Source organism: Lonepinella sp. MS14435 (assembly GCF_042485795.1).
GTDB lineage: Bacteria > Pseudomonadota > Gammaproteobacteria > Enterobacterales > Pasteurellaceae > Lonepinella.
The window spans coordinates 1800995-1819440 of record NZ_CP169368.1; the positions used below are offsets into that span (position 1 = coordinate 1800995).

General features: G+C 38.8%; 18 protein-coding genes. 7 read left to right on the forward strand and 11 right to left on the reverse strand.

From position 1 onward, the window contains the following. Positions 1–34: 34 nt before the first annotated feature. The 6 genes from rseP to O1Q80_RS08570 all read right to left on the reverse strand — a co-directional run bounded on the left by rseP (position 35) and on the right by O1Q80_RS08570 (position 5958). A complete protein-coding gene (rseP, locus tag O1Q80_RS08545) occupies positions 35–1363 on the reverse strand; it encodes a sigma E protease regulator RseP (protein WP_386694453.1) in 1329 nt (442 codons plus the stop codon). Positions 1364–1372: 9 nt separating this feature from the next. After that, positions 1373–2236 (reverse strand): phosphatidate cytidylyltransferase, encoded by an 864-nt coding sequence (locus O1Q80_RS08550; protein WP_386694455.1) that lies wholly within the window; start codon positions 2234–2236, stop codon positions 1373–1375. Between the two features lie 14 nt (positions 2237–2250). Then, the gene (gene uppS, locus O1Q80_RS08555; protein WP_386694458.1) at positions 2251–2967 is read right to left on the reverse strand and encodes a polyprenyl diphosphate synthase; all 717 of its coding nucleotides are present in this window, start codon (positions 2965–2967) and stop codon (positions 2251–2253) included. A 55-nt stretch (positions 2968–3022) separates the two neighbouring features. Beyond that, positions 3023–4222, reverse strand: coding sequence for a 1-deoxy-D-xylulose-5-phosphate reductoisomerase (gene ispC / locus O1Q80_RS08560; RefSeq protein ID WP_386694461.1), 1200 nt, complete (start codon positions 4220–4222; stop codon positions 3023–3025). Positions 4223–4304: 82 nt separating this feature from the next. Continuing rightward, complete coding sequence (gene metK / locus O1Q80_RS08565; RefSeq protein WP_386686971.1) at positions 4305–5456, reverse strand: methionine adenosyltransferase; 1152 nt, start codon at positions 5454–5456, stop codon at positions 4305–4307. 148 nt (positions 5457–5604) lie between these two features. Then, entirely contained in the window at positions 5605–5958 is a 354-nt protein-coding gene (locus O1Q80_RS08570) for a RidA family protein (protein WP_386694464.1), read from the reverse strand. A 92-nt stretch (positions 5959–6050) separates the two neighbouring features. On the opposite strand from O1Q80_RS08570, the gene O1Q80_RS08575 reads away from it, so the two are divergent. Continuing rightward, complete coding sequence (locus tag O1Q80_RS08575) at positions 6051–6767, forward strand: YwiC-like family protein (protein WP_386694467.1); 717 nt, start codon at positions 6051–6053, stop codon at positions 6765–6767. Between the two features lie 166 nt (positions 6768–6933). On the opposite strand, the gene O1Q80_RS08580 is transcribed toward O1Q80_RS08575, so the two are convergent. Further along, a complete protein-coding gene (locus O1Q80_RS08580) occupies positions 6934–9183 on the reverse strand; it encodes a copper-translocating P-type ATPase (RefSeq protein WP_386694470.1) in 2250 nt (749 codons plus the stop codon). A 38-nt stretch (positions 9184–9221) separates the two neighbouring features. Beyond that, positions 9222–9428 carry a cation transporter gene (locus tag O1Q80_RS08585; RefSeq protein ID WP_386694473.1) on the reverse strand — a complete coding sequence of 69 codons (207 nt, stop codon included), beginning with the start codon at positions 9426–9428 and terminating at the stop codon, positions 9222–9224. Positions 9429–9685: 257 nt separating this feature from the next. On the opposite strand from O1Q80_RS08585, the gene O1Q80_RS08590 reads away from it, so the two are divergent. The 6 genes from O1Q80_RS08590 to modD all read left to right on the forward strand — a co-directional run bounded on the left by O1Q80_RS08590 (position 9686) and on the right by modD (position 16217). Further along, the gene (locus O1Q80_RS08590; protein WP_386686979.1) at positions 9686–10882 is read left to right on the forward strand and encodes an acetate kinase; all 1197 of its coding nucleotides are present in this window, start codon (positions 9686–9688) and stop codon (positions 10880–10882) included. A 73-nt stretch (positions 10883–10955) separates the two neighbouring features. Next, positions 10956–13094, forward strand: a complete 2139-nt coding sequence (gene pta / locus O1Q80_RS08595; protein WP_386686981.1) for a phosphate acetyltransferase — start codon at positions 10956–10958, stop codon at positions 13092–13094. 156 nt (positions 13095–13250) lie between these two features. Then, a complete protein-coding gene (gene modA, locus O1Q80_RS08600; protein ID WP_386692692.1) occupies positions 13251–13994 on the forward strand; it encodes a molybdate ABC transporter substrate-binding protein in 744 nt (247 codons plus the stop codon). Next, positions 13966–14760 (forward strand): ABC transporter permease, encoded by a 795-nt coding sequence (locus O1Q80_RS08605; RefSeq protein ID WP_386692690.1) that lies wholly within the window; start codon positions 13966–13968, stop codon positions 14758–14760. The genes modA and O1Q80_RS08605 overlap by 29 nt, the downstream gene beginning before the upstream one ends. Positions 14761–14763: 3 nt before the next feature. Beyond that, positions 14764–15375 (forward strand): ABC transporter ATP-binding protein, encoded by a 612-nt coding sequence (locus tag O1Q80_RS08610; RefSeq protein WP_386694476.1) that lies wholly within the window; start codon positions 14764–14766, stop codon positions 15373–15375. After that, positions 15372–16217 carry a ModD protein gene (gene modD, locus O1Q80_RS08615; protein ID WP_386694479.1) on the forward strand — a complete coding sequence of 282 codons (846 nt, stop codon included), beginning with the start codon at positions 15372–15374 and terminating at the stop codon, positions 16215–16217. The genes O1Q80_RS08610 and modD overlap by 4 nt, the downstream gene beginning before the upstream one ends. A 71-nt stretch (positions 16218–16288) precedes the next feature. Here the strand turns inward: modD and celB are convergent, their stop codons facing one another. The 3 genes from celB to O1Q80_RS08630 are packed head-to-tail and all read right to left on the reverse strand — an operon-like array spanning position 16289 to position 18444. Next, a complete protein-coding gene (gene celB / locus O1Q80_RS08620; RefSeq protein WP_386694482.1) occupies positions 16289–17626 on the reverse strand; it encodes a PTS cellobiose transporter subunit IIC in 1338 nt (445 codons plus the stop codon). Then, positions 17623–18114, reverse strand: a complete 492-nt coding sequence (locus O1Q80_RS08625; protein WP_386694485.1) for a hypothetical protein — start codon at positions 18112–18114, stop codon at positions 17623–17625. Before O1Q80_RS08625 ends, celB begins: the two co-directional genes overlap by 4 nt. 3 nt (positions 18115–18117) lie before the next feature. Continuing rightward, positions 18118–18444: a PTS lactose/cellobiose transporter subunit IIA gene (locus O1Q80_RS08630; RefSeq protein WP_386686995.1), complete on the reverse strand. Its 327-nt coding sequence runs from the start codon at positions 18442–18444 to the stop codon at positions 18118–18120. Positions 18445–18446 lie beyond the last annotated feature (2 nt).

Sequence of the window (18446 nt, forward strand, 5' to 3'; positions counted from 1 at the left end):
CAATCTATACAGACTGCAAAAATTTTAAAACGTTCTATAAACGTAAAAAATCATTAAATAAAGCAAATCCAGTTAACATTAACAACAAGGTTGCCCCAATGCGATAACACACATTTTGCACCTTGTCTGAAACAGGTTTGCCTCTAATTCCTTCCGCTACCAAAAAAAGTAAATATCCGCCATCTAATACTGGTAACGGAAATAAATTCATCATACCCAAGTTGACACTAATTAATGCCATAAAACCTAGATAATAAACCAAGCCGATTTGCGAAGAAATTCCCGCACCCTGTGCAATAGAAATTGGACCACTTAAATTATTCAGGGATAAATCTCCAGTCAATAACTTACCAATTACTTTCACCGTCAACCAAGAAAGTTGTGCTGTTTTCTCAACACCTTTCCATAGAGCGTCAAGCATATCATATTTTAATTCTGTACGATACTTCTCATTCAGTGGTTGAACCGTTGGGGCAATTCCCACCATATAGCGTTTATCTTGCCATTCTGGAATTAAAGTCAAATCTAATATCCGACCTTCTCTATGAACTTGTAAACTTACTGGTTTCCCTTGTTGAATCTGTTTGGCAAAATCTCGCCAAACTAATTCCTCACCATTTTTTGCATAAATTTCATCACCGACTAATAACCCTGCCCTTTCTGCTGGTGAATTTTCCATGATTTTAGCAATTTTCATTTCTACTTTATTGCCAACAGGCTGAATACCTAATGCCCCAAAAGCACTTTGTTTATCGGGATCAAATGTCCAATGTTGAATATTTAAGATTTTTTCTTGTGGGCGATTTTCACCAAAAGGGGTCACTGTTAACGTCACTTGCTGATTACCTAATTTAGTCGCCAGCAACATATTAATGGTTTCCCAATCAAAAGCTTCTGTACCGTCCACCGCAAGAATTTGACTATTGGGAGCAATTTGTGCCTGTGCAGCAATACTGTCTGGTTTAACACTATCAATCACTGGTTTTACACTCGGAATCCCGACCATAAAAACCACCCAATATGCCAGAATAGCAAAAATAAAATTCGCTATTGGTCCTGCCACAATCACAAACATACGTTGAACAACGGTTTTACTATTAAAGGATTGAGATTTTAAATGTTCTGGTACTTCTTCATTGCGTTCGTCCAACATTTTTACATAGCCACCCAATGGAATCAGTGACACCGCAAATTCGGTACCTTGCTTATCTTTTCTTGACCATAGCACTTTGCCAAAGCCAATGGAAAAACGATGGACTTTTATACCGCACTTTCTTGCCACCCAGAAATGTCCAAATTCATGAACGAACACCAGCACGCTAATAACAACAATAAAAGAAACCAATGACCACAAAAACGACATCATCTCACCTTATAGCCAAAAAAAGTAGAAATACGCAAAAAATGGGGTGGCTGCAGTTAAACTATCAATTCGATCTAAAATCCCGCCATGTCCAGGAATTAAATTGCTACTATCTTTAATACCACTTTGACGTTTGAACATACTTTCCGTTAAATCGCCTAATACAGAAACCGCCACTGTTGCAATAGAAAGCACGGTTAAACTGAGAGTATTCCCATGAAAAAAGAAGTTATCACCCACACAATAAATAAATAATTCTGACAGTACTGCTGAGGTAATCAACCCACCGATCACGCCTTGCCAAGTTTTTCCAGGGGAAACTTTCGGTGCTAATTTGTGTTTACCAAACTTACGCCCTGCAAAGTAAGCACCACTATCCGCCGCCCAAACCAAGATAAACACATAAAGCAATAATTGAATACCATGCAGGCTATCCATATTATAATTTTCTAAACGTAACACTGCCACCGCAATTAAGAAAGGAACAAGAGTCACACAGGCAAAAATAATGTGTAAAATTAAAGAATTGCCCCAAATCTTAGCGGATTTTGGATAAGTTACGACCAAGCCCAAAGCGACAAACCACCAAATAACAGAAACAAGCAACAAAGGTTCGGCATAATCCGCAAACACTCGCCCTGCATTTAAGTAGTTCGCTTGACTAAAAATCCAAACAAATAAAACAGCCAAAGAAATTGACGTTGCGACAAAACGCCATACGATTTTTAAACGTGGAAATTGTGTCCATTCCCATACCCCAGCGGTGACGATAACGCCCAATGCTAGTGTAAAATAGAATGGAGAAAATAAAAATAATGCAGCACAGACAATGGCAATCATCACTATTGCCGATAAAATACGTTGTTTAAGCAAGTTCCTTTCCTTCTTTAAGCACCACCAAAACGGCGTTCACGTTGTTGATAGGTCCAAATAGCATTATTAAATTCTTGTTCACCAAAATCAGGCCACAGTACAGGCGAAAAAAATAACTCCGCATAAGCAATTTGCCAGAGTAAAAAATTACTGATGCGTTGTTCACCACTCGTCCTAATTAACAAATCTACGGGGGATTGTTTTTCTGTGACTAGATTTTGCTGAAAGAGTTCTTCATTGATCTGTTCTACTGCCAACTTCCCAGCTTGCACTTGACTTGCTAACTGCTGTGTAGCTTGCACAATATCCCAGCGACCACCATAATTTGCCGCAATATTTAAGCAAAGTGCGGTATTATTTTCGGTTAATTTTTCTGCATAAATGATTTTTTGTTGTAATTTTTCACTGAATTTTGCGGTGTCACCAATAATATTCAATTTAATATTATTTTTATGCAATTCTTTTAGTTCGGAATCCAAGGCTTGTATAAATAAAGTCATTAATGCTGATACTTCTTGCTCGGGACGATTCCAATTTTCGCTGCTAAACGCATACATAGTCAAGGATTGCACACCTATCTGACGAGCATACGACACTGTACGGCGTACTGCTTTTACCCCGTTAGTATGTCCAAAGATTCTCATCTTTCCTTGCTGCTTCGCCCAACGCCCATTACCGTCCATAATAATAGCAACGTGCTTAGGAATATTATTTAGATCTAATTCTTTCATTTAACCGCAATTTTGAATTGAAAATTTGGGTGCGAATATAACATATTTAGAATTATTATGCCATTTTTATCACAGCAATTATGGCTAATTCCCGAGCCACCCGATCCACCGCTAATACATCGTCAATTTCCGTGATTTTCTGCGGTTGAATTTTTTCGACTACCTGATGATTCACTCGAGCAATATCGGTGAATTTAATTTGTCCATTTAGAAAAGCCTCCACGGCAATTTCATTCGCCGCATTCATCGCTGTAGTAGCATATTGCCCTGCTGCAAAAGCATCAATGGCTAATTTCAAATTAGGATAACGATTAAAATCGGGGGCTAAAAAGGTTAAGCCGTTAAGCTGATAAAAATCTAACGGTGCAACCCCCGAAACAATGCGATTTGGATACGCCATGGTTTCTGCAATCGGCGTACGCATATCAGGATTCCCCATTTGAGCAATCACTGATCCGTCAATATAACGCACCATGGAATGAATAATGGATTGGGGGTGAATAATGACCTCCATTTCATCGGCACTGGCATTAAATAACCAACGAGCTTCAATATATTCCAGCCCTTTATTCATCATGGTGGCACTATCCACCGAGATCTTTTTACCCATAGACCAGTTCGGGTGTGCCACCGCTTGTGCTGGCGTAATGCCCTCAAACTCACTTAAATCCGTATAACGGAAAGGTCCACCCGATCCCGTCAGCACAATTTTACTAATCCCCAATTCTTGCAACGGACAAAAACCAATTTTTTGCTGTGCTTCGGGCGGTAAAGATTGGAAAATGGCATTATGCTCACTATCCACGGGCAATAATCGAGCCTGTGATTTTTTCACCGCGTCAATAAAAATCTGTCCGCAAGTGACCAAACTTTCTTTATTGGCTAACAACACTTTTTTACTGGCTTGTACAGCGGAAAGCGTTGGCAAAAGCCCCGCAGCCCCCACAATCGCTGCCATAACTTGATCCGCATCAGGGTGAGCTGCCAATTCACAAATCGCTTTTTTTCCGCTTAATACTTGCGTTTGACTACCAAGTGCGGTTAATTTTTCTGTTAATTTTTTCGCTGCACGATCATCATCTAAGGCTGCAAACTGCGGTTGAAATTTCACGCATTGTTGAACCATTAAATCCACATTACGTCCACCTACTAAGGCAAATGCCTGATATTGCTCGGGATTATGTTCGATGACAGAAAGCGTACTAGTACCGATTGAGCCTGTTGAGCCGAGAATGACAAGGTTTTGTTTTTTCATGGTAAGTCTTCTTTTGAAAAAATATAGGAAAATTATATAACTAAAATGGGCTAATTAGCCCATTTTCTTATCAAGAAAATAACTACAACCCAGCCGCCTTTCTCAACTCCTCCGCACGATCAATTTTTTCCCACGGGAATTGCTCACGTCCGAAGTGTCCATAAGCCGCAGTTTGGCGATAAATCGGCTGAATTAAATCAAGCATTTTAATCAATCCATAAGGGCGTAAATCAAAAAATTCACGCACAAGATTAACCAATAATTCATTACTCACTTTGCCTGTGCCAAAGGTTTCCACCATAATAGATGTCGGATCCGCCACGCCAATCGCATACGAAAGCTGAATTTCGCAACGATCTGCCAAGCCTGCAGCAACGATATTTTTGGCTACATAACGAGCAGCATAAGCCGCAGAGCGGTCGACTTTAGAGGGATCTTTGCCTGAAAACGCACCACCACCGTGACGGGCGGCACCGCCGTAGGTATCCACGATAATTTTACGTCCTGTTAAACCACAGTCGCCCATTGGACCGCCAATAACAAAGCGTCCTGTTGGGTTAATGAAATATTTAGTGTCTTTATTTAACCATTCTGCTGGCAAGATCGGCTTAATAATTTCTTCCATCACGCCGTCAATTAAATCGGCTTGGCTCACTGCGTCACTGTGTTGCGTGGAAAGCACTACGGCATCGACACCGATAATTTTGTTATTATCATATTTCAGGGTAACTTGGCTTTTCGCATCTGGACGTAACCAATCTAATGTGCCATTTTTACGCACCTGTGCTTGACGTTCCATTAAGCGGTGAGCGTAAGTAATCGCAGCAGGCATCAATACATCGGTTTCGTTAGTAGCATAACCAAACATAATGCCTTGGTCGCCAGCACCTTGATCTAATGGATTAGCACGGTCAACTCCTTGATTAATATCAGAAGATTGTTTACCAATAGCATTTAATACCGCACAGGATTTTCCGTCAAATCCCATATCTGAATGTTCATAACCAATTTCACAAATCACTTGACGAGTTAAATTTTCAATATCTACCCAAGCGGAGGTGGTAATTTCGCCACCGACTAATGCCATACCTGTTTTTACATAGGTTTCACAGGCTACACGAGCTTTGGGATCTTGTTTTAAAATTTCGTCTAACACCGCATCAGAAATCTGATCGGCGATTTTATCAGGGTGTCCCTCTGATACACTTTCAGAGGTAAATAAATAGCTTGACATAATATTCCTTAATTTTTCATTTAGAAGTATAGACGGCTATAATACGCATTTTTGCCTAAAAGGCAAGCATTTTATTCTGCTTTCAACTGAAAATAAAAACAGGTAATGATATTTTTATCACTCTCATTACCTGTTTTTCTCATCTATATTAATGCGTTGCAGCCGTTACTACAATTTCCACTTTCCAACGGTGATCTGCTAATTTAGCTTCTACACAAGCTCGAGGCGGTGCGTTATTGTTAGCCACCCATTCATCCCAAGCACGGTTCATTTCTGCATAATCTTGCATATCCGCTAAAAAAATTTGTGCCATTAAAATTTGGCTTTTATCCGAGTTGACTTCTGCCAGTAATTTATCAATTAAATCCAATACATCTTTGGTCTGTTGGTAAACAGGTTGGTTAGGTGTATTTTCTGGTATTTGTCCTGCTAAATAAGCTACGCCGTTATGTACAGCCATTTCTGAATACCGTGTTGCTTGATGAAAGCGTTGAATTGTCATGGTTATCTCCTTTAAATTACCCCGAAAAGTTTATACCAATTTGGCTAAAAATAAATTAAAATTTTAACCATTCTCATCTAATGACTTTACTTATGAAATTATTAATCTCTAACCAACACGGGGCTATTGTGATGGCATTAATGCCATTTTTATACGGAATGTTGCTTTCTCACCCTATTTGGCAACATTTTTTTCTACTACTCGCTTGGTTTTCCTTATACTTAATGACCTATCCTTTTCTCAATTTATTTAAAGGAAGAAATTTAGCATTGTATAGAAAATGGACAATGATTTACGCTAGTGCTTGTTTCATTTTTGTCATTCCAGCACTTTGCTATAACTGGAAAATTTTATATTTTGCCATATTGTTTATTCCCTTAAGTTTTGTCAGTATCTATTTTGTAAAACAAAAAGATGAACGTGCTTTATTAAATGATCTTAATGCGATTATTATTTTTGCGATTGCAGGAATGGCAGCCTATTATTTTGCGGAAAACCAATTTGATCAACGGATTTGGTGGGTTGCCATATTACCTAGCCTATTTTTTATCGGCGTGACACTCTATGTCAAATCGGTCTTACGTGAGCGGAAAAATCCTTATTATTTAATTGTTTCTATTCTTTACCATACATTATGTGTGATGATTTTTCTGCCTTTTCAACAAATTTTATTAGCACTGGCGTTTGTTATTCCATTAATCAGAGCGATTATATTGCCAACTAAAAAGCTCTCCACCAAACAGGTGGGTTTAGCCGAAATGGTGATTTCGCTGATCTTTTTTATTCAGTTGCTGATCGCTACCCTATAAACAAAAAAAACCACCCATATTTTGGGTGGTAGGAAAGTAGTTTAGCTATTATATAGTTATATTTATTTAGGAACTTTATGAATTATCAAGCATTTCTCTTGACGAAGCTATCATACAAAAAAACCTTATGAATAAAAAGCCTAATCGACTTATTTATTGATTAATATCAATTTTTGGGCATAAATCTTAATAATCTATTCGCATTTGTCACCACAGTAATGGACGAACAAGCCATAGCAGCCCCGCCAATCATAGGATTCAGCAATATTCCTAATAACGGATAAAATACCCCTGCTGCAAGAGGAATACCCAAGCAGTTATAGACAAAAGCAAAAAATAAATTTTGTTTCATATTACTTAATGTCGCTTTAGCCAGCTGTAACCCATCTGCTACACTGTTAATACTATGTCGCATTAACGTCAGTTCGGCGGTTTCAATCGCAATATCCGAACCACTTGCCATTGCCATACTCACATTCGCTTGAGCCAACGCTGGAGCATCATTAATACCGTCCCCCACCATCACGACTTTACGTCCTTGAGCCTGTAATTGCTGAATAACTTGTGCTTTATCTTCTGGCAATACGCCCGCAATAACCTGTTCAATACCAATTTCATCGGCAATCGCTTGTGCCGTTTTTTGTTGATCACCTGTCAACATCACTAAATGATAACCCTGTTGCTGTAACCGTTGTACAGCAATGATTGTGTCATCTCGCAATGAATCTCGAATTGCAAACATGGCGACAAGTTGATTTTGCTCCGCCAAAAAGATCACCGTTGCCCCTTTTTCGCTTTCTGTCAAAAAATCGGCTTCTGCAATGTCTGTATCTATATTCTGTTGCTGTAATAAAGTGCGATTGCCTAACCACAATTTTTTGCCATGAATGACACCACTAACTCCAAGTCCTTTTAACGTGCTAAATTGGCTGGGTTCAATTAATGTGATATTTTGGGCGTAAGCTAATAAGGCTTTGGCTAAGGGATGATTCGCTCCCTGCTCTAAACTTGCCGCAAATTGCACCGCACTTTTTTGCTCAACACCACCAAAGGTATAAACTGCTGTCACCGTTGGCTCACCTTGTGTCAAAGTACCCGTTTTATCAAACACAATCGTGTCTACACTCGCCGCTTTTTGCAAGGCATCTGCATCACGAACTAACACGCCTAATTCTGCCGCTCGTCCAATGCCAGCAATAATTGACATCGGTGTTGCCAAGCCTAAAGCACAAGGGCAAGCAATAATTAACACGGTGGTTAATATGACGAAAGCATAAGAAATCTGTTGCGTGACCACATACCAAACCAATGCAGAAATGAATGCAATCATTATTACGGTAGGAACAAATACACTCGCAATTTTATCGGCTAATTGCCCAATTTCTGGTTTGCTACTTTGAGCTTGTCGCACTAATTTTATGATGTTCGCCAATCTAGTGTGATTGCCAATTTGTTCTGCTTGAAAAAGCAACGTACCGTCTGTTACTAATGTTCCAGCACTCACCCTGTCACCTTTTTCTTTTTGGATAGAGAGCGGCTCTCCCGTTAGCATACTTTCATCTATCCAGCCATGACCTTGCGTCACAACTCCATCAACACAAACCCGATCGCCCGTTTGTAAACGTAGTCGCATGCCAACTTGAACTAGGCTTAACGGCAATTCTGTTTCACCGTTTTCCGTCACAACTTTGGCGGTTTTTGGGGTAAGATCGAATAACCGTTCAAGGGCTTGTGATGATTGCTGTTTGGCTTTAAGTTCAAGTATTTTTCCGATATTAATCAAGCCAATAATCATAGCACTGCTTTCAAAATAAAGATGACGAGCATTTTCAGGGAAAAAATCGGGAAATAGAACTACCATAAAAGAATAAAGCCATGCCGTCCCCGTTCCTAATGCTACTAAGGTATCCATAGTCGTGGATTTATTACGTAAGTTAAGCCAAGCTCGTTGATAGAAATGCTGACCCGTAAACCAGATCACTGCCAATACCAGCAAGCCAACCGCCATCCAATTTAGTTGATTGTCGGCTGTCACTTGCATTTGACCGCCAAAGATTCCCCAAAAGAATAAACCAAAACCGACCACTAACGCCACCGTGGCTTGCCAACGACGTTGTTGAATTTCCTGTTTCTGTTGGGCTTGCTGTTTGACGCGACGCTGGTTTTCATCTTCAACTAATTCTGCCCCATAACCAATATCAAGCACAGCCTGCACTAAATCTTGCGGATCAACAAACCCTGTCACTAAAGCCGTATTATCTGCTAAATTGACTTGAGAAGAACTCACCCCTGTCACATTTAATAAGGCTTTTTGCACTTTTGCGACACAAGCCACACAGCTTAATCCGTCCAATAACAAAGTAAACTGCGGTGCATTTTGGGCGATTTTTGCCTGTTCATGACGACTTTCTACCACCACAGGATCAGGCTGAGAATTTTGTTGTGTTGGTAGATCTATTTTGGGTCAGCAAGTTGGGCTTGATACCCCACATCAACAATTGCATCAATTAAGGTTTGAGCAGATACTTCTCCGATTACTGTCGCTTGCGTTAAACTCACCTCAGCACGTTCTACCCCCGAGATTTTTTCTAAGATTTGTTTCACGTTTTTTACGCAATGTTGGCAAGAAAGATCTTGTAAGTTTAAATTTATCGTGGTCATGTTTTCGCTCTATTAAGAAATAAAAATATTAGACTAGAATACTCCCTTTTATCCAATAAAAAAAAGGAAATTTACACCGCACTTTATAAAAAATGTTTAAACTTTCAACTTTTTTTGATAAAGATTGAATTTTTCTACGCTTAATAATTTATTTTATCGCCAGAAAAGTGTATTCTATAGCACATCATAACTTTTAAAACGTCTATTCAGTGTTTGCTGAATATCTTCTAACTTCAACCCTTAATATAGGTTAATTTATGTCAAAATTAGTTCTTATCTTAAACTGTGGTAGCTCATCTTTAAAATTTGCTATCTTAGATCCTGTTTCTGGTGACGAAAAATTATCAGGTTTAGCCGAAGCATTCTATCTTCCAGAAGCTCGTATTAAATGGAAAATTCACGGAGAGAAAGGCAACGCAGATTTAGGTGCGGGTGCGGCTCACAGCGAAGCATTGAAATTTATTGTTGAAAATGTATTAACCCAAGAATTAAAAGACAGCATTGTAGCGATTGGTCACCGCATTGTTCACGGTGGTGAGAAATTTACTTCATCAGTTATCGTCACAGATGAAGTGGTGAAAGGTATTGAAGATGCCATTCAATTTGCACCGTTACACAACCCTGCCCACTTAATCGGTATAAAAGAAGCGTTCAAAATTTTCCCACATTTAAAAGACAAAAATGTCGTGGTATTTGACACTGCATTCCATACCACCATGCCAGAAGAAGCCTACTTATACGCATTGCCATACTCACTTTACAAAGAACATGGTATTCGTCGTTATGGTGCTCATGGTACTAGCCATTATTTTGTTAGCCGTGAAGCAGCAAAACGTTTAGGTGTTGCCGAAGATAAAGTGAATGTTATCACTTGCCATTTAGGTAATGGTGGTTCTGTGTCTGCTGTTCGTCATGGTGAATGTATCGATACCTCAATGGGCTTAACCCCATTAGAAGGTTTGGTTATGGGTACACGTTCTGGTGATATTGACCCTGCAATCGTGTTCTATCTATACAGAAACTTAGGTATGTCAATGGACCAAGTGGAAGAAACCTTAGTGAAAAAATCAGGTTTATTAGGTTTAACTGAAGTGACTAGCGATTGCCGTTATGCCGAAGATAACTATGAGAAAGAAGAACCTGCCAAACGTGCATTAGATGTCTATTGCTACCGTTTAGCCAAATACATTGGTTCATACATGGCAGTGATTGGTGAACGTTTAGACGCTATCGTGTTTACTGGCGGTATCGGGGAAAATTCTGCTCACGTCCGTGAAATCACCTTAAATCACTTAAAATTATTTGGTTATAACATAGACATTGAGAAAAACTTAGCGGCTCGTTTTGGTAAAGACGGTATTATCACTAAAGATAATACGCCAATCGCTATGGTAATCCCAACCAATGAAGAATTAGTCATCGCACGAGATACAGCTCGTCTTTGCATAAAATAATTAAATAAACAACTGCCGATAATTATCGGCAGTTTGCTTTTTCACTCAACATTCTCTCAAATTAGGAAATATTATGTCACGAACTATTATTCTTATCCCAATCAGTAGCGGAGTTGGTTTAACTAGTGTTAGTCTGGGTTTAATTCAAGCGCTTGAACAAAAAGGTACCAAAATTGGTTTTATCAAGCCTATTTCGCAACCTAGCAGTGGTGAAGACAAATTAGATCGCACAACTTCTATTGTACGTACCAGTACAAGTATCGAAACCGCTGAACCTTTTATGTTAAGCATTGCCGAAAATTTAATTGGTCAGAATCAAACAGATGTACTTTTAGAAAAAATTGTTGAACAGCACCAACAATTAAGCAAAAACAATGAAATCGTTATTGTAGAAGGGTTAATTCCGACTAGAAAAAATTCTTATGCCGACAGAATTAACTATGAAATTGCTCAAGCCTTAGATGCAGAAATTATTTTAGTGGCTGCACCTGCGACAGATACACCGAATCAATTAAAAGAACGTGTTGAAGCAGCGGCAGCATCTTTTGGTGGAAAATCTAACCCTAACCTACTTGGGGTTGTGATTAACAAATTCAATGCTCCGGTTGATGACAGTGGTCGCACCCGTCCTGATTTAACGGAGATTTTTGATTCATACCAACATAGCCACAACCAAGCTGGCGAAGTTTATCGCTTATTCGCCACCAGTCCAATTAAAGTATTAGCTTGTATTCCTTGGTCAGCAGAATTAATCGCCACCCGTGTTATCGACTTGGTCAAACATCTCGGTGCTGCTATTCTCAACGAGGGGGAAATTACGACTCGCCGTATTCGTGGTATTACTTTCTGTGCAAGAGCATTACAAAATATGGTAGAACATTTCCGTACAGGAAGTTTATTGGTCACTTCTGCCGATAGACCTGATGTATTAACTGCTGCGGCTTTAGCGGCAACTAACGGCATTGAATTAGGCGGTATTTTATTAACGGGTGGTTACAAAATTGATAGCCAAATTACTAAATTATGCCAACGTGCTTTTGAAACCACGGGATTACCAGTTTTCCGTATTGAAGGAAGTACTTGGCAAACCGCATTAAATCTACAAAGTTTCAATTTAGAAGTCCCCGTTGACGATAAAGAACGAATTGAAAATATTAAACAATACACCAGTCAACAATTTGATACTGATTTTATTAATCAAATTGCGGAGGGTTCCTCACGAATTCGTCGTTTATCACCACCAGCGTTCCGTTTCCAATTAACCGAATTAGCTCGTGCCGCGAAAAAACGCATTGTGTTACCCGAAGGTGATGAACCTCGTACCATTAAAGCTGCGGTGCTTTGTGCAGAACGTGGTATTGCAGAATGTATCTTATTAGCTAACCCAGCAGATGTTCAACGTGTAGCTGAAGCACAAGGTGTAACATTGGGTAAAGGCATCACGGTAATTGACCCAACCTCAGTACGAGAAAACTATGTGGCTCGTTTAGTGGAATTACGTAAAGCCAAAGGCATGACAGAAACCTCAGCTCGCGAGCAGTTAGAAGATAATGTTGTGTTAGGTACAATGATGTTAGAAGCTAACGAAGTAGATGGTTTAGTATCTGGTGCCGTGCATACCACAGCGAATACCATTCGTCCACCAATGCAAATTATCAAAACTGCACCAGGTAGCTCTATTGTATCTTCGATCTTCTTTATGTTGCTACCAGATCAAGTGTTAGTTTATGGCGACTGTGCGGTGAACCCAGATCCAAATGCGGAACAATTAGCGGAAATCGCCATTCAATCCGCCGATTCAGCCAAAGCCTTTGGTATTGAACCGAAAGTGGCAATGATCTCTTACTCAACGGGTACATCAGGTTCAGGTGCAGATGTTGAAAAAGTAAAAGAAGCCACTCGCATTGCCAAAGAAAAACGTCCAGATTTAATCATTGACGGTCCATTACAATATGATGCCGCTGTAATGGAAGATGTGGCAAAATCCAAAGCACCAAATTCCCCTGTAGCAGGTAAAGCAACGGTATTCATCTTCCCTGATTTGAATACAGGTAATACGACATACAAAGCAGTGCAACGCTCTGCGGATTTAGTATCTATTGGTCCAATGTTACAAGGTATGCGTAAACCAGTAAACGACTTATCTCGTGGTGCATTGGTTGATGATATTGTGTACACCATCGCATTAACAGCGATTCAAGCGACACAATAATGAAAAATTAAGTCATTTTCCACCGCACTTTGAGTGATTAAAGTGCGGTATTTTTTACTCAATTTTTAACTAATGAAAACCTTTTGAAGTTTTCTCTAATTCTTTGTAGAATGATATATATAACGCTATTCTATTCATAAAATTAAGGAAAATCTCATGAAAGTCTCTTTATCTCTCTTAGCATTAACACTTGGTTTTACTGCCACAGTATCTGCAGCTGAATTACACCTGTATGCTGGGGCTGGTTTAAAATCACCAGTAGAAAAAATTATTAAACAATTTGAAACACAAACCAACAATAAAGTCACTGTCGAATATGCAGGATCAGGTCAGTTATTAGCTCGTTATCAAACCACCCAACAAGGTGATTTGTATTTACCCGGTTCTGCCGACTATGTGGAAAAATTACAACAAACAGGTGACGTGATTGAATCAGCACCATTAGTCTTACATATCCCCGTCATGGCAGTACGTAAAGACAAAGCCGATGGCATTGATTCCTTGAAAGCTCTCGCAGAAAGTAATTTACGTATTGGTATTGGTGATAGCAAAGCGATGGCATTAGGTAAAGGTGCAGAAAAAATATTGGCACTTTCTGGTTATGAAAAAGCGTTAAATGAAAAAGTGGTAGTAAAAGCGGGAACAGTAAAACAATTAATGCTTTATTTGCTCAACGGTGATGTTGATGCTGCTGTCGTTGGGCGTTCAGGTGCGTGGAAAGAAAAAGATAAATTAGTGATTTTGGATAATCCAAAAGGTACACCAGAAGAAAAAGTAACCATCGCTACCTTAAAAACCAGTCAGCACCCAAAAGAAGCTAAACAATTATTAGACTTATTCAAATCTGCTGAAGGAGTGAAATACTTCACTGATGAAGGTTTCTTACCGATCACCCAATAGTTTGAGTTTATATTTCGCCCTTATCCCATTGGCATTATTGTTATGTATCGTGGTTGGGGCGATTTTATCCTTAACCAGTAAGCTCAATCAGCATTTTCTCATTGAAATTCTGACGGATAAAGAACTCTATTTTGCCTTGGGAATGTCGCTGAGTAGTTCAATCATTTCACTTTTGTTGGCAATGATCATTGCTATTCCGAGTGCTTGGGTGATGAGCCAAAAAACCTTACCTTGGCAAAAAGTGATCGATACCCTACTCGATCTCCCTATGGTTTTACCCCCATTAGTGGCAGGATTAAGCCTACTGTTATTATTTAATCGTCAAGGTATTGTGGCAACTTGGTTACCCATCGTCAGCGATTGGGTATTTAGCCCTGTGGGGATCATTATTGCTCAAACCTATATTGCAAGTTCCATTTTATTACGTAGTGCAAGGGGGGCATTTGCCAATTTTGATATAGGCTACCGCTTAACCGCTTATAATCTTGGACTCACCCCTTGGCAATCCTTAATCAAAGTGGAATTGCCTATGTGTTGGAAACCCTTATTAAGCGGTGCAATCTTAGCTTGGGCAAGAGCGATTGGGGAATTCGGTGCAACCTTAATGTTAGCAGGTGCCACTCGCTTTAAAACGGAAACCTTGCCAATGGCAATCTATTTAAATATCGCTAGTGGCGATTTTGAAATTGCCATTGGTGCATCATTATGGCTTTTAGTGATTTCCGCCTTGTTATTACTCTTATTACGCAATCTCAATCGGCAATAGTCAATGTTAAACATTCAAGATTTAACTGTCGGTATTTTAAACCGACTAAACTTACATATTCAACCCAATGAATGTGTCGCTATCTTAGGTAAATCAGGCAGTGGTAAAACAACCTTGCTTAATGCTATCGCAGGCTATCTTGAGTATCAAGGTAACATCATTTTGGCTAGACAAAATATTAACCGACTTCCCCCTTGGCAACGTCAATGTCGTTATTTAAATCAACGGCTTTATTTGTTTCCACATAGAACGGTCAATGAAAATTTAGCCTTAGCACAGGGTAAACACATTTCCTTGACAGAACAAATAGATTTGTTGCAACAGTTGGGTATTGAACATTTAATTGATCGTTATCCGCATCAAATCTCGGGGGGCGAACAACAACGGGTCGCACTGGCGAGAGTATTAATCAGTCATCCTAAATTATTATTACTCGATGAACCTTTTTCTTCTCTTGATTGGGATACTCGTACCCAAATGTGGCAAATCATTAAACAAATAAAAACGCAATTTTCACTCACCATTTTAATGGTCACGCACGAACCGAAAGAAGCCGACTATCTGGCGGAACGTGCTATATCTATCCACCATGGAACACTCAAGGAAACGCTATGATCTATTTTTCTGAACAAGAACTCGATAATTTTTTACTTGAAGATATTTATCGTGGTGATTTAACCACACATTGCTTAGATATTGGAAAAAAATCTGCTCGTATGTCATTTACACGTAAAAAAGCAGGTGTGGTAGCGGGTATTAATGTCGCATTACGTTTATTAACCAAACTGCATATTCAAGCTAATGCCTTTGTTCAAGATGGTGATGAAGTAACAGCGGGAACACTACTTATTCAAGCAGAAGCCCAAGCCGATCAACTTCATCAAGCATGGAAAGTAGTGCAACTGGTATTAGAGTGGAGTTGTGGTGTGGCACAATATACCGCAGAAATGGTGCAAAATGCCAAAGCGATAAACCCTAATGCCGTGGTGGCTTGTACGCGAAAAAGCATTCCTAACACCAGAAAATTAGCCACTGCTGCCGTGCTAGCTGGCGGTGGACATATTCACCGTCAAGGACTCAGTGAAACCATTTTAGTCTTTACTAATCACCGTAATTTATTGGACGAACCAGAGAATTACATTGATATTGTGGCAACATTACGCCAACAAGCCCCTGAAAATAAAATCACCCTTGAAGCGGATAATTTAGCCCAGTGTCAAGCCATGTTATTGGCGAATCCTGATATTATTCAATTAGATAAATTTAGTTCAGATGATGTCAAAGCTGCTTTAGAGCTCAAGCAACAACTCAAATCTAATGTGATGTTATCCGTAGCAGGTGGGGTAAATAAAAATAATGTTGCGGATTTTGCTAAATTAGGTATTGACTTATTTATTACTTCTGCCCCTTATTATGCGATGCCAGAAGATATAAAAGTCATGATTGAGAAAAGATAAAAAAATGTTGTTATTTTATACCGCACTTTTATCAAAAATCGTTAAAAAAGTGCGGTATTTTTTTATGACGTTTACTGACTAACTTGTTCTGCTGCCTGTTCTTCTGTTGCTAATTTATTGTCATACACCTTAACAAACGGCAGATAAATTAACCAAGATACTAAAACACAAGATAATGCCAATGCTGCGGCACGCCAATCACCTGCTGTACCAATAAATGCACCAATACCAGCTGGAGATGGCCAAGGTACATTAGCAATTATTGGATTCACCCAATGTAATTTAATTGACCAATATGCCATAGACGCAGTCACCATTGGCGAAAGGAAAAATGGTATAGCTAAATATGGGTTATATACGATTGGTAAGCCAAAGATAATTGGCTCATTAATATTAAATATGCCTGGAGCAATAGACGCTTTGCCTAAAATCCGTAATTGTTGTGAACGAGCAAGAAAGGCTATAAATAAAGTTAGTCCCAATGTACCACCAGATCCACCAAGAAATACAAAACTATTGTAAAATTCACCTGCAAAAGGAATATTCGCTCCGTTTGCATTAGCTTGCAAATTACTTAATACAATTGGCACTAAAAAGGAACTAATAATATTGGCTCCATGAATCCCCACAATCCATAAGGCATGAATTAAGAAGAAAATCACCATCAACCCTAGCCAACTGTTAGCGATGTCGGTAACAAAAGCAAATGGAATGGCAATCACTTTAAAAATATCTGTACCAAATGCGATAAAGCCACCGTTAATCACTAATACCACTACTGCTACCGCAAAGGCTGGAATTAATGCCGTGAATGAGCGAGCAACACCTTCAGGTACAGCTTCTGGCATCTTAATTACCCAATTACGTTTCACGCAAAAACAGTAAATTTTCACCGTCAACAAAGACATAATAATTGCCGTAAAAATCCCTACCGTTCCCATACGATCAGGTCCACTGCCACCAATTACCCAACCATTAATGGTGGTGGCATCGGAAAATAACTGAATCCGACCATCTGCATAAAAAAGTTCTGGAATACATAAAAAGAAAGCAAATAAAGCAAGTAAGGCACCATTTAACGGTGAAACGTTGATCTCATCTTCCTGTTCATGAATTTTGGTATATTCATAGCCAATCACAATCACAAAATATAGAGCCAATAGCCCCATCGTTGATTTATAAACTAAAATATAAAGATCACTTATTCTAAAGAACGTTTCATTGAAGAAATCTCGCAGAAACGTAAAGGTTTCAGGAAGTACATTAAAGACAAGGAAAAATGAGCCAACAATAGTAAACGTAATACTAGCGATCCCTGCTGCCATAATCGCTCGTACTGATTTAAAGGCGGCTATTTTTGCCATAGGTCCCATTAAATATTTTTCTAACAGTTGAAATATGCCGTTCATAGGGAATTTCCTTCTAAGTTAAGTTGTTGTTCATAAGCCATTATGCGTTGATAATGTGTATCTTTATTTGCACGGATTGTGTTTAATTTTTTTAACACCAATAACGTTAATATTATTACTACACCAAAATACCCCTCTAAAATACGACTTTGATGGTTTTGGACAAAAGGAAATAACTGTTTTTCATAAGGTGTTAAACAAATCAACATGAGTAAACTATAACCCACTAGTAGGAATTGAAAAATCCTGCTAGTTAATGGTGCCGCTGTGTTATGTTTATAATACATTTTAACTTGTTCAAAACTGGCTATTCCAAGCAAGCTTAATATTAGCAACGGTACAAATAGAAAAGTAGCTTGAGATAAAAACATAGCACAGCACCAAACTAAAGTTGAGAAAAACAAAAATGCTGTTGTATAACGCACAAATAAAAAGCGATTAAAATACAAGGAACGTAAAATCATTTGTTGTTTATGCGGTGTTACCATAAGTTATTCCTTATTTGCCATTTTCTGATGTAGTACCAAAAATTCCAATGCCAATTCATGTAATAACATTGTGGACATTAAATGATCTTGCGCATGCACCATAATAATTTCCATCGGAATCACTTTGCCACAAGCATAATCTTTCAATAAATTAGTTTGTGATTTATGTGCTTCTAATAAATTCTGGTTGGCTTCATCTAATTGTTGTCGAGCTTGTACAAATTCTCCGCCTTTCATTAGATCTAATGCTTGATGAATTAGATTTCTGGCATCGCCACTATGTACAATAATTTCAAAAGCTACTACCTGTAATTCGTTTTCATCTTCCATAC

What these genes read in the sequence shown, in the direction of transcription:
- rseP (WP_386694453.1), bottom strand. Translation starts at nt 1,363, where the DNA reads ATGTCGTTTTTGTGGTCATTGGTTTCTTTTATTGTTGTTATTAGCGTG.
- uppS (WP_386694458.1), bottom strand. Translation starts at nt 2,967, where the DNA reads ATGAAAGAATTAGATCTAAATAATATTCCTAAGCACGTTGCTATTATT.
- ispC (WP_386694461.1), bottom strand. Translation starts at nt 4,222, where the DNA reads ATGAAAAAACAAAACCTTGTCATTCTCGGCTCAACAGGCTCAATCGGT.
- metK (WP_386686971.1), bottom strand. Translation starts at nt 5,456, where the DNA reads ATGTCAAGCTATTTATTTACCTCTGAAAGTGTATCAGAGGGACACCCT.
- O1Q80_RS08570 (WP_386694464.1), bottom strand. Translation starts at nt 5,958, where the DNA reads ATGACAATTCAACGCTTTCATCAAGCAACACGGTATTCAGAAATGGCT.
- O1Q80_RS08575 (WP_386694467.1), top strand. Translation starts at nt 6,051, where the DNA reads ATGAAATTATTAATCTCTAACCAACACGGGGCTATTGTGATGGCATTA.
- O1Q80_RS08585 (WP_386694473.1), bottom strand. Translation starts at nt 9,428, where the DNA reads ATGACCACGATAAATTTAAACTTACAAGATCTTTCTTGCCAACATTGC.
- O1Q80_RS08590 (WP_386686979.1), top strand. Translation starts at nt 9,686, where the DNA reads ATGTCAAAATTAGTTCTTATCTTAAACTGTGGTAGCTCATCTTTAAAA.
- pta (WP_386686981.1), top strand. Translation starts at nt 10,956, where the DNA reads ATGTCACGAACTATTATTCTTATCCCAATCAGTAGCGGAGTTGGTTTA.
- modA (WP_386692692.1), top strand. Translation starts at nt 13,251, where the DNA reads ATGAAAGTCTCTTTATCTCTCTTAGCATTAACACTTGGTTTTACTGCC.
- O1Q80_RS08605 (WP_386692690.1), top strand. Translation starts at nt 13,966, where the DNA reads ATGAAGGTTTCTTACCGATCACCCAATAGTTTGAGTTTATATTTCGCC.
- O1Q80_RS08610 (WP_386694476.1), top strand. Translation starts at nt 14,764, where the DNA reads ATGTTAAACATTCAAGATTTAACTGTCGGTATTTTAAACCGACTAAAC.
- modD (WP_386694479.1), top strand. Translation starts at nt 15,372, where the DNA reads ATGATCTATTTTTCTGAACAAGAACTCGATAATTTTTTACTTGAAGAT.
- celB (WP_386694482.1), bottom strand. Translation starts at nt 17,626, where the DNA reads ATGAACGGCATATTTCAACTGTTAGAAAAATATTTAATGGGACCTATG.
- O1Q80_RS08625 (WP_386694485.1), bottom strand. Translation starts at nt 18,114, where the DNA reads ATGGTAACACCGCATAAACAACAAATGATTTTACGTTCCTTGTATTTT.
- O1Q80_RS08630 (WP_386686995.1), bottom strand. Translation starts at nt 18,444, where the DNA reads ATGGAAGATGAAAACGAATTACAGGTAGTAGCTTTTGAAATTATTGTA.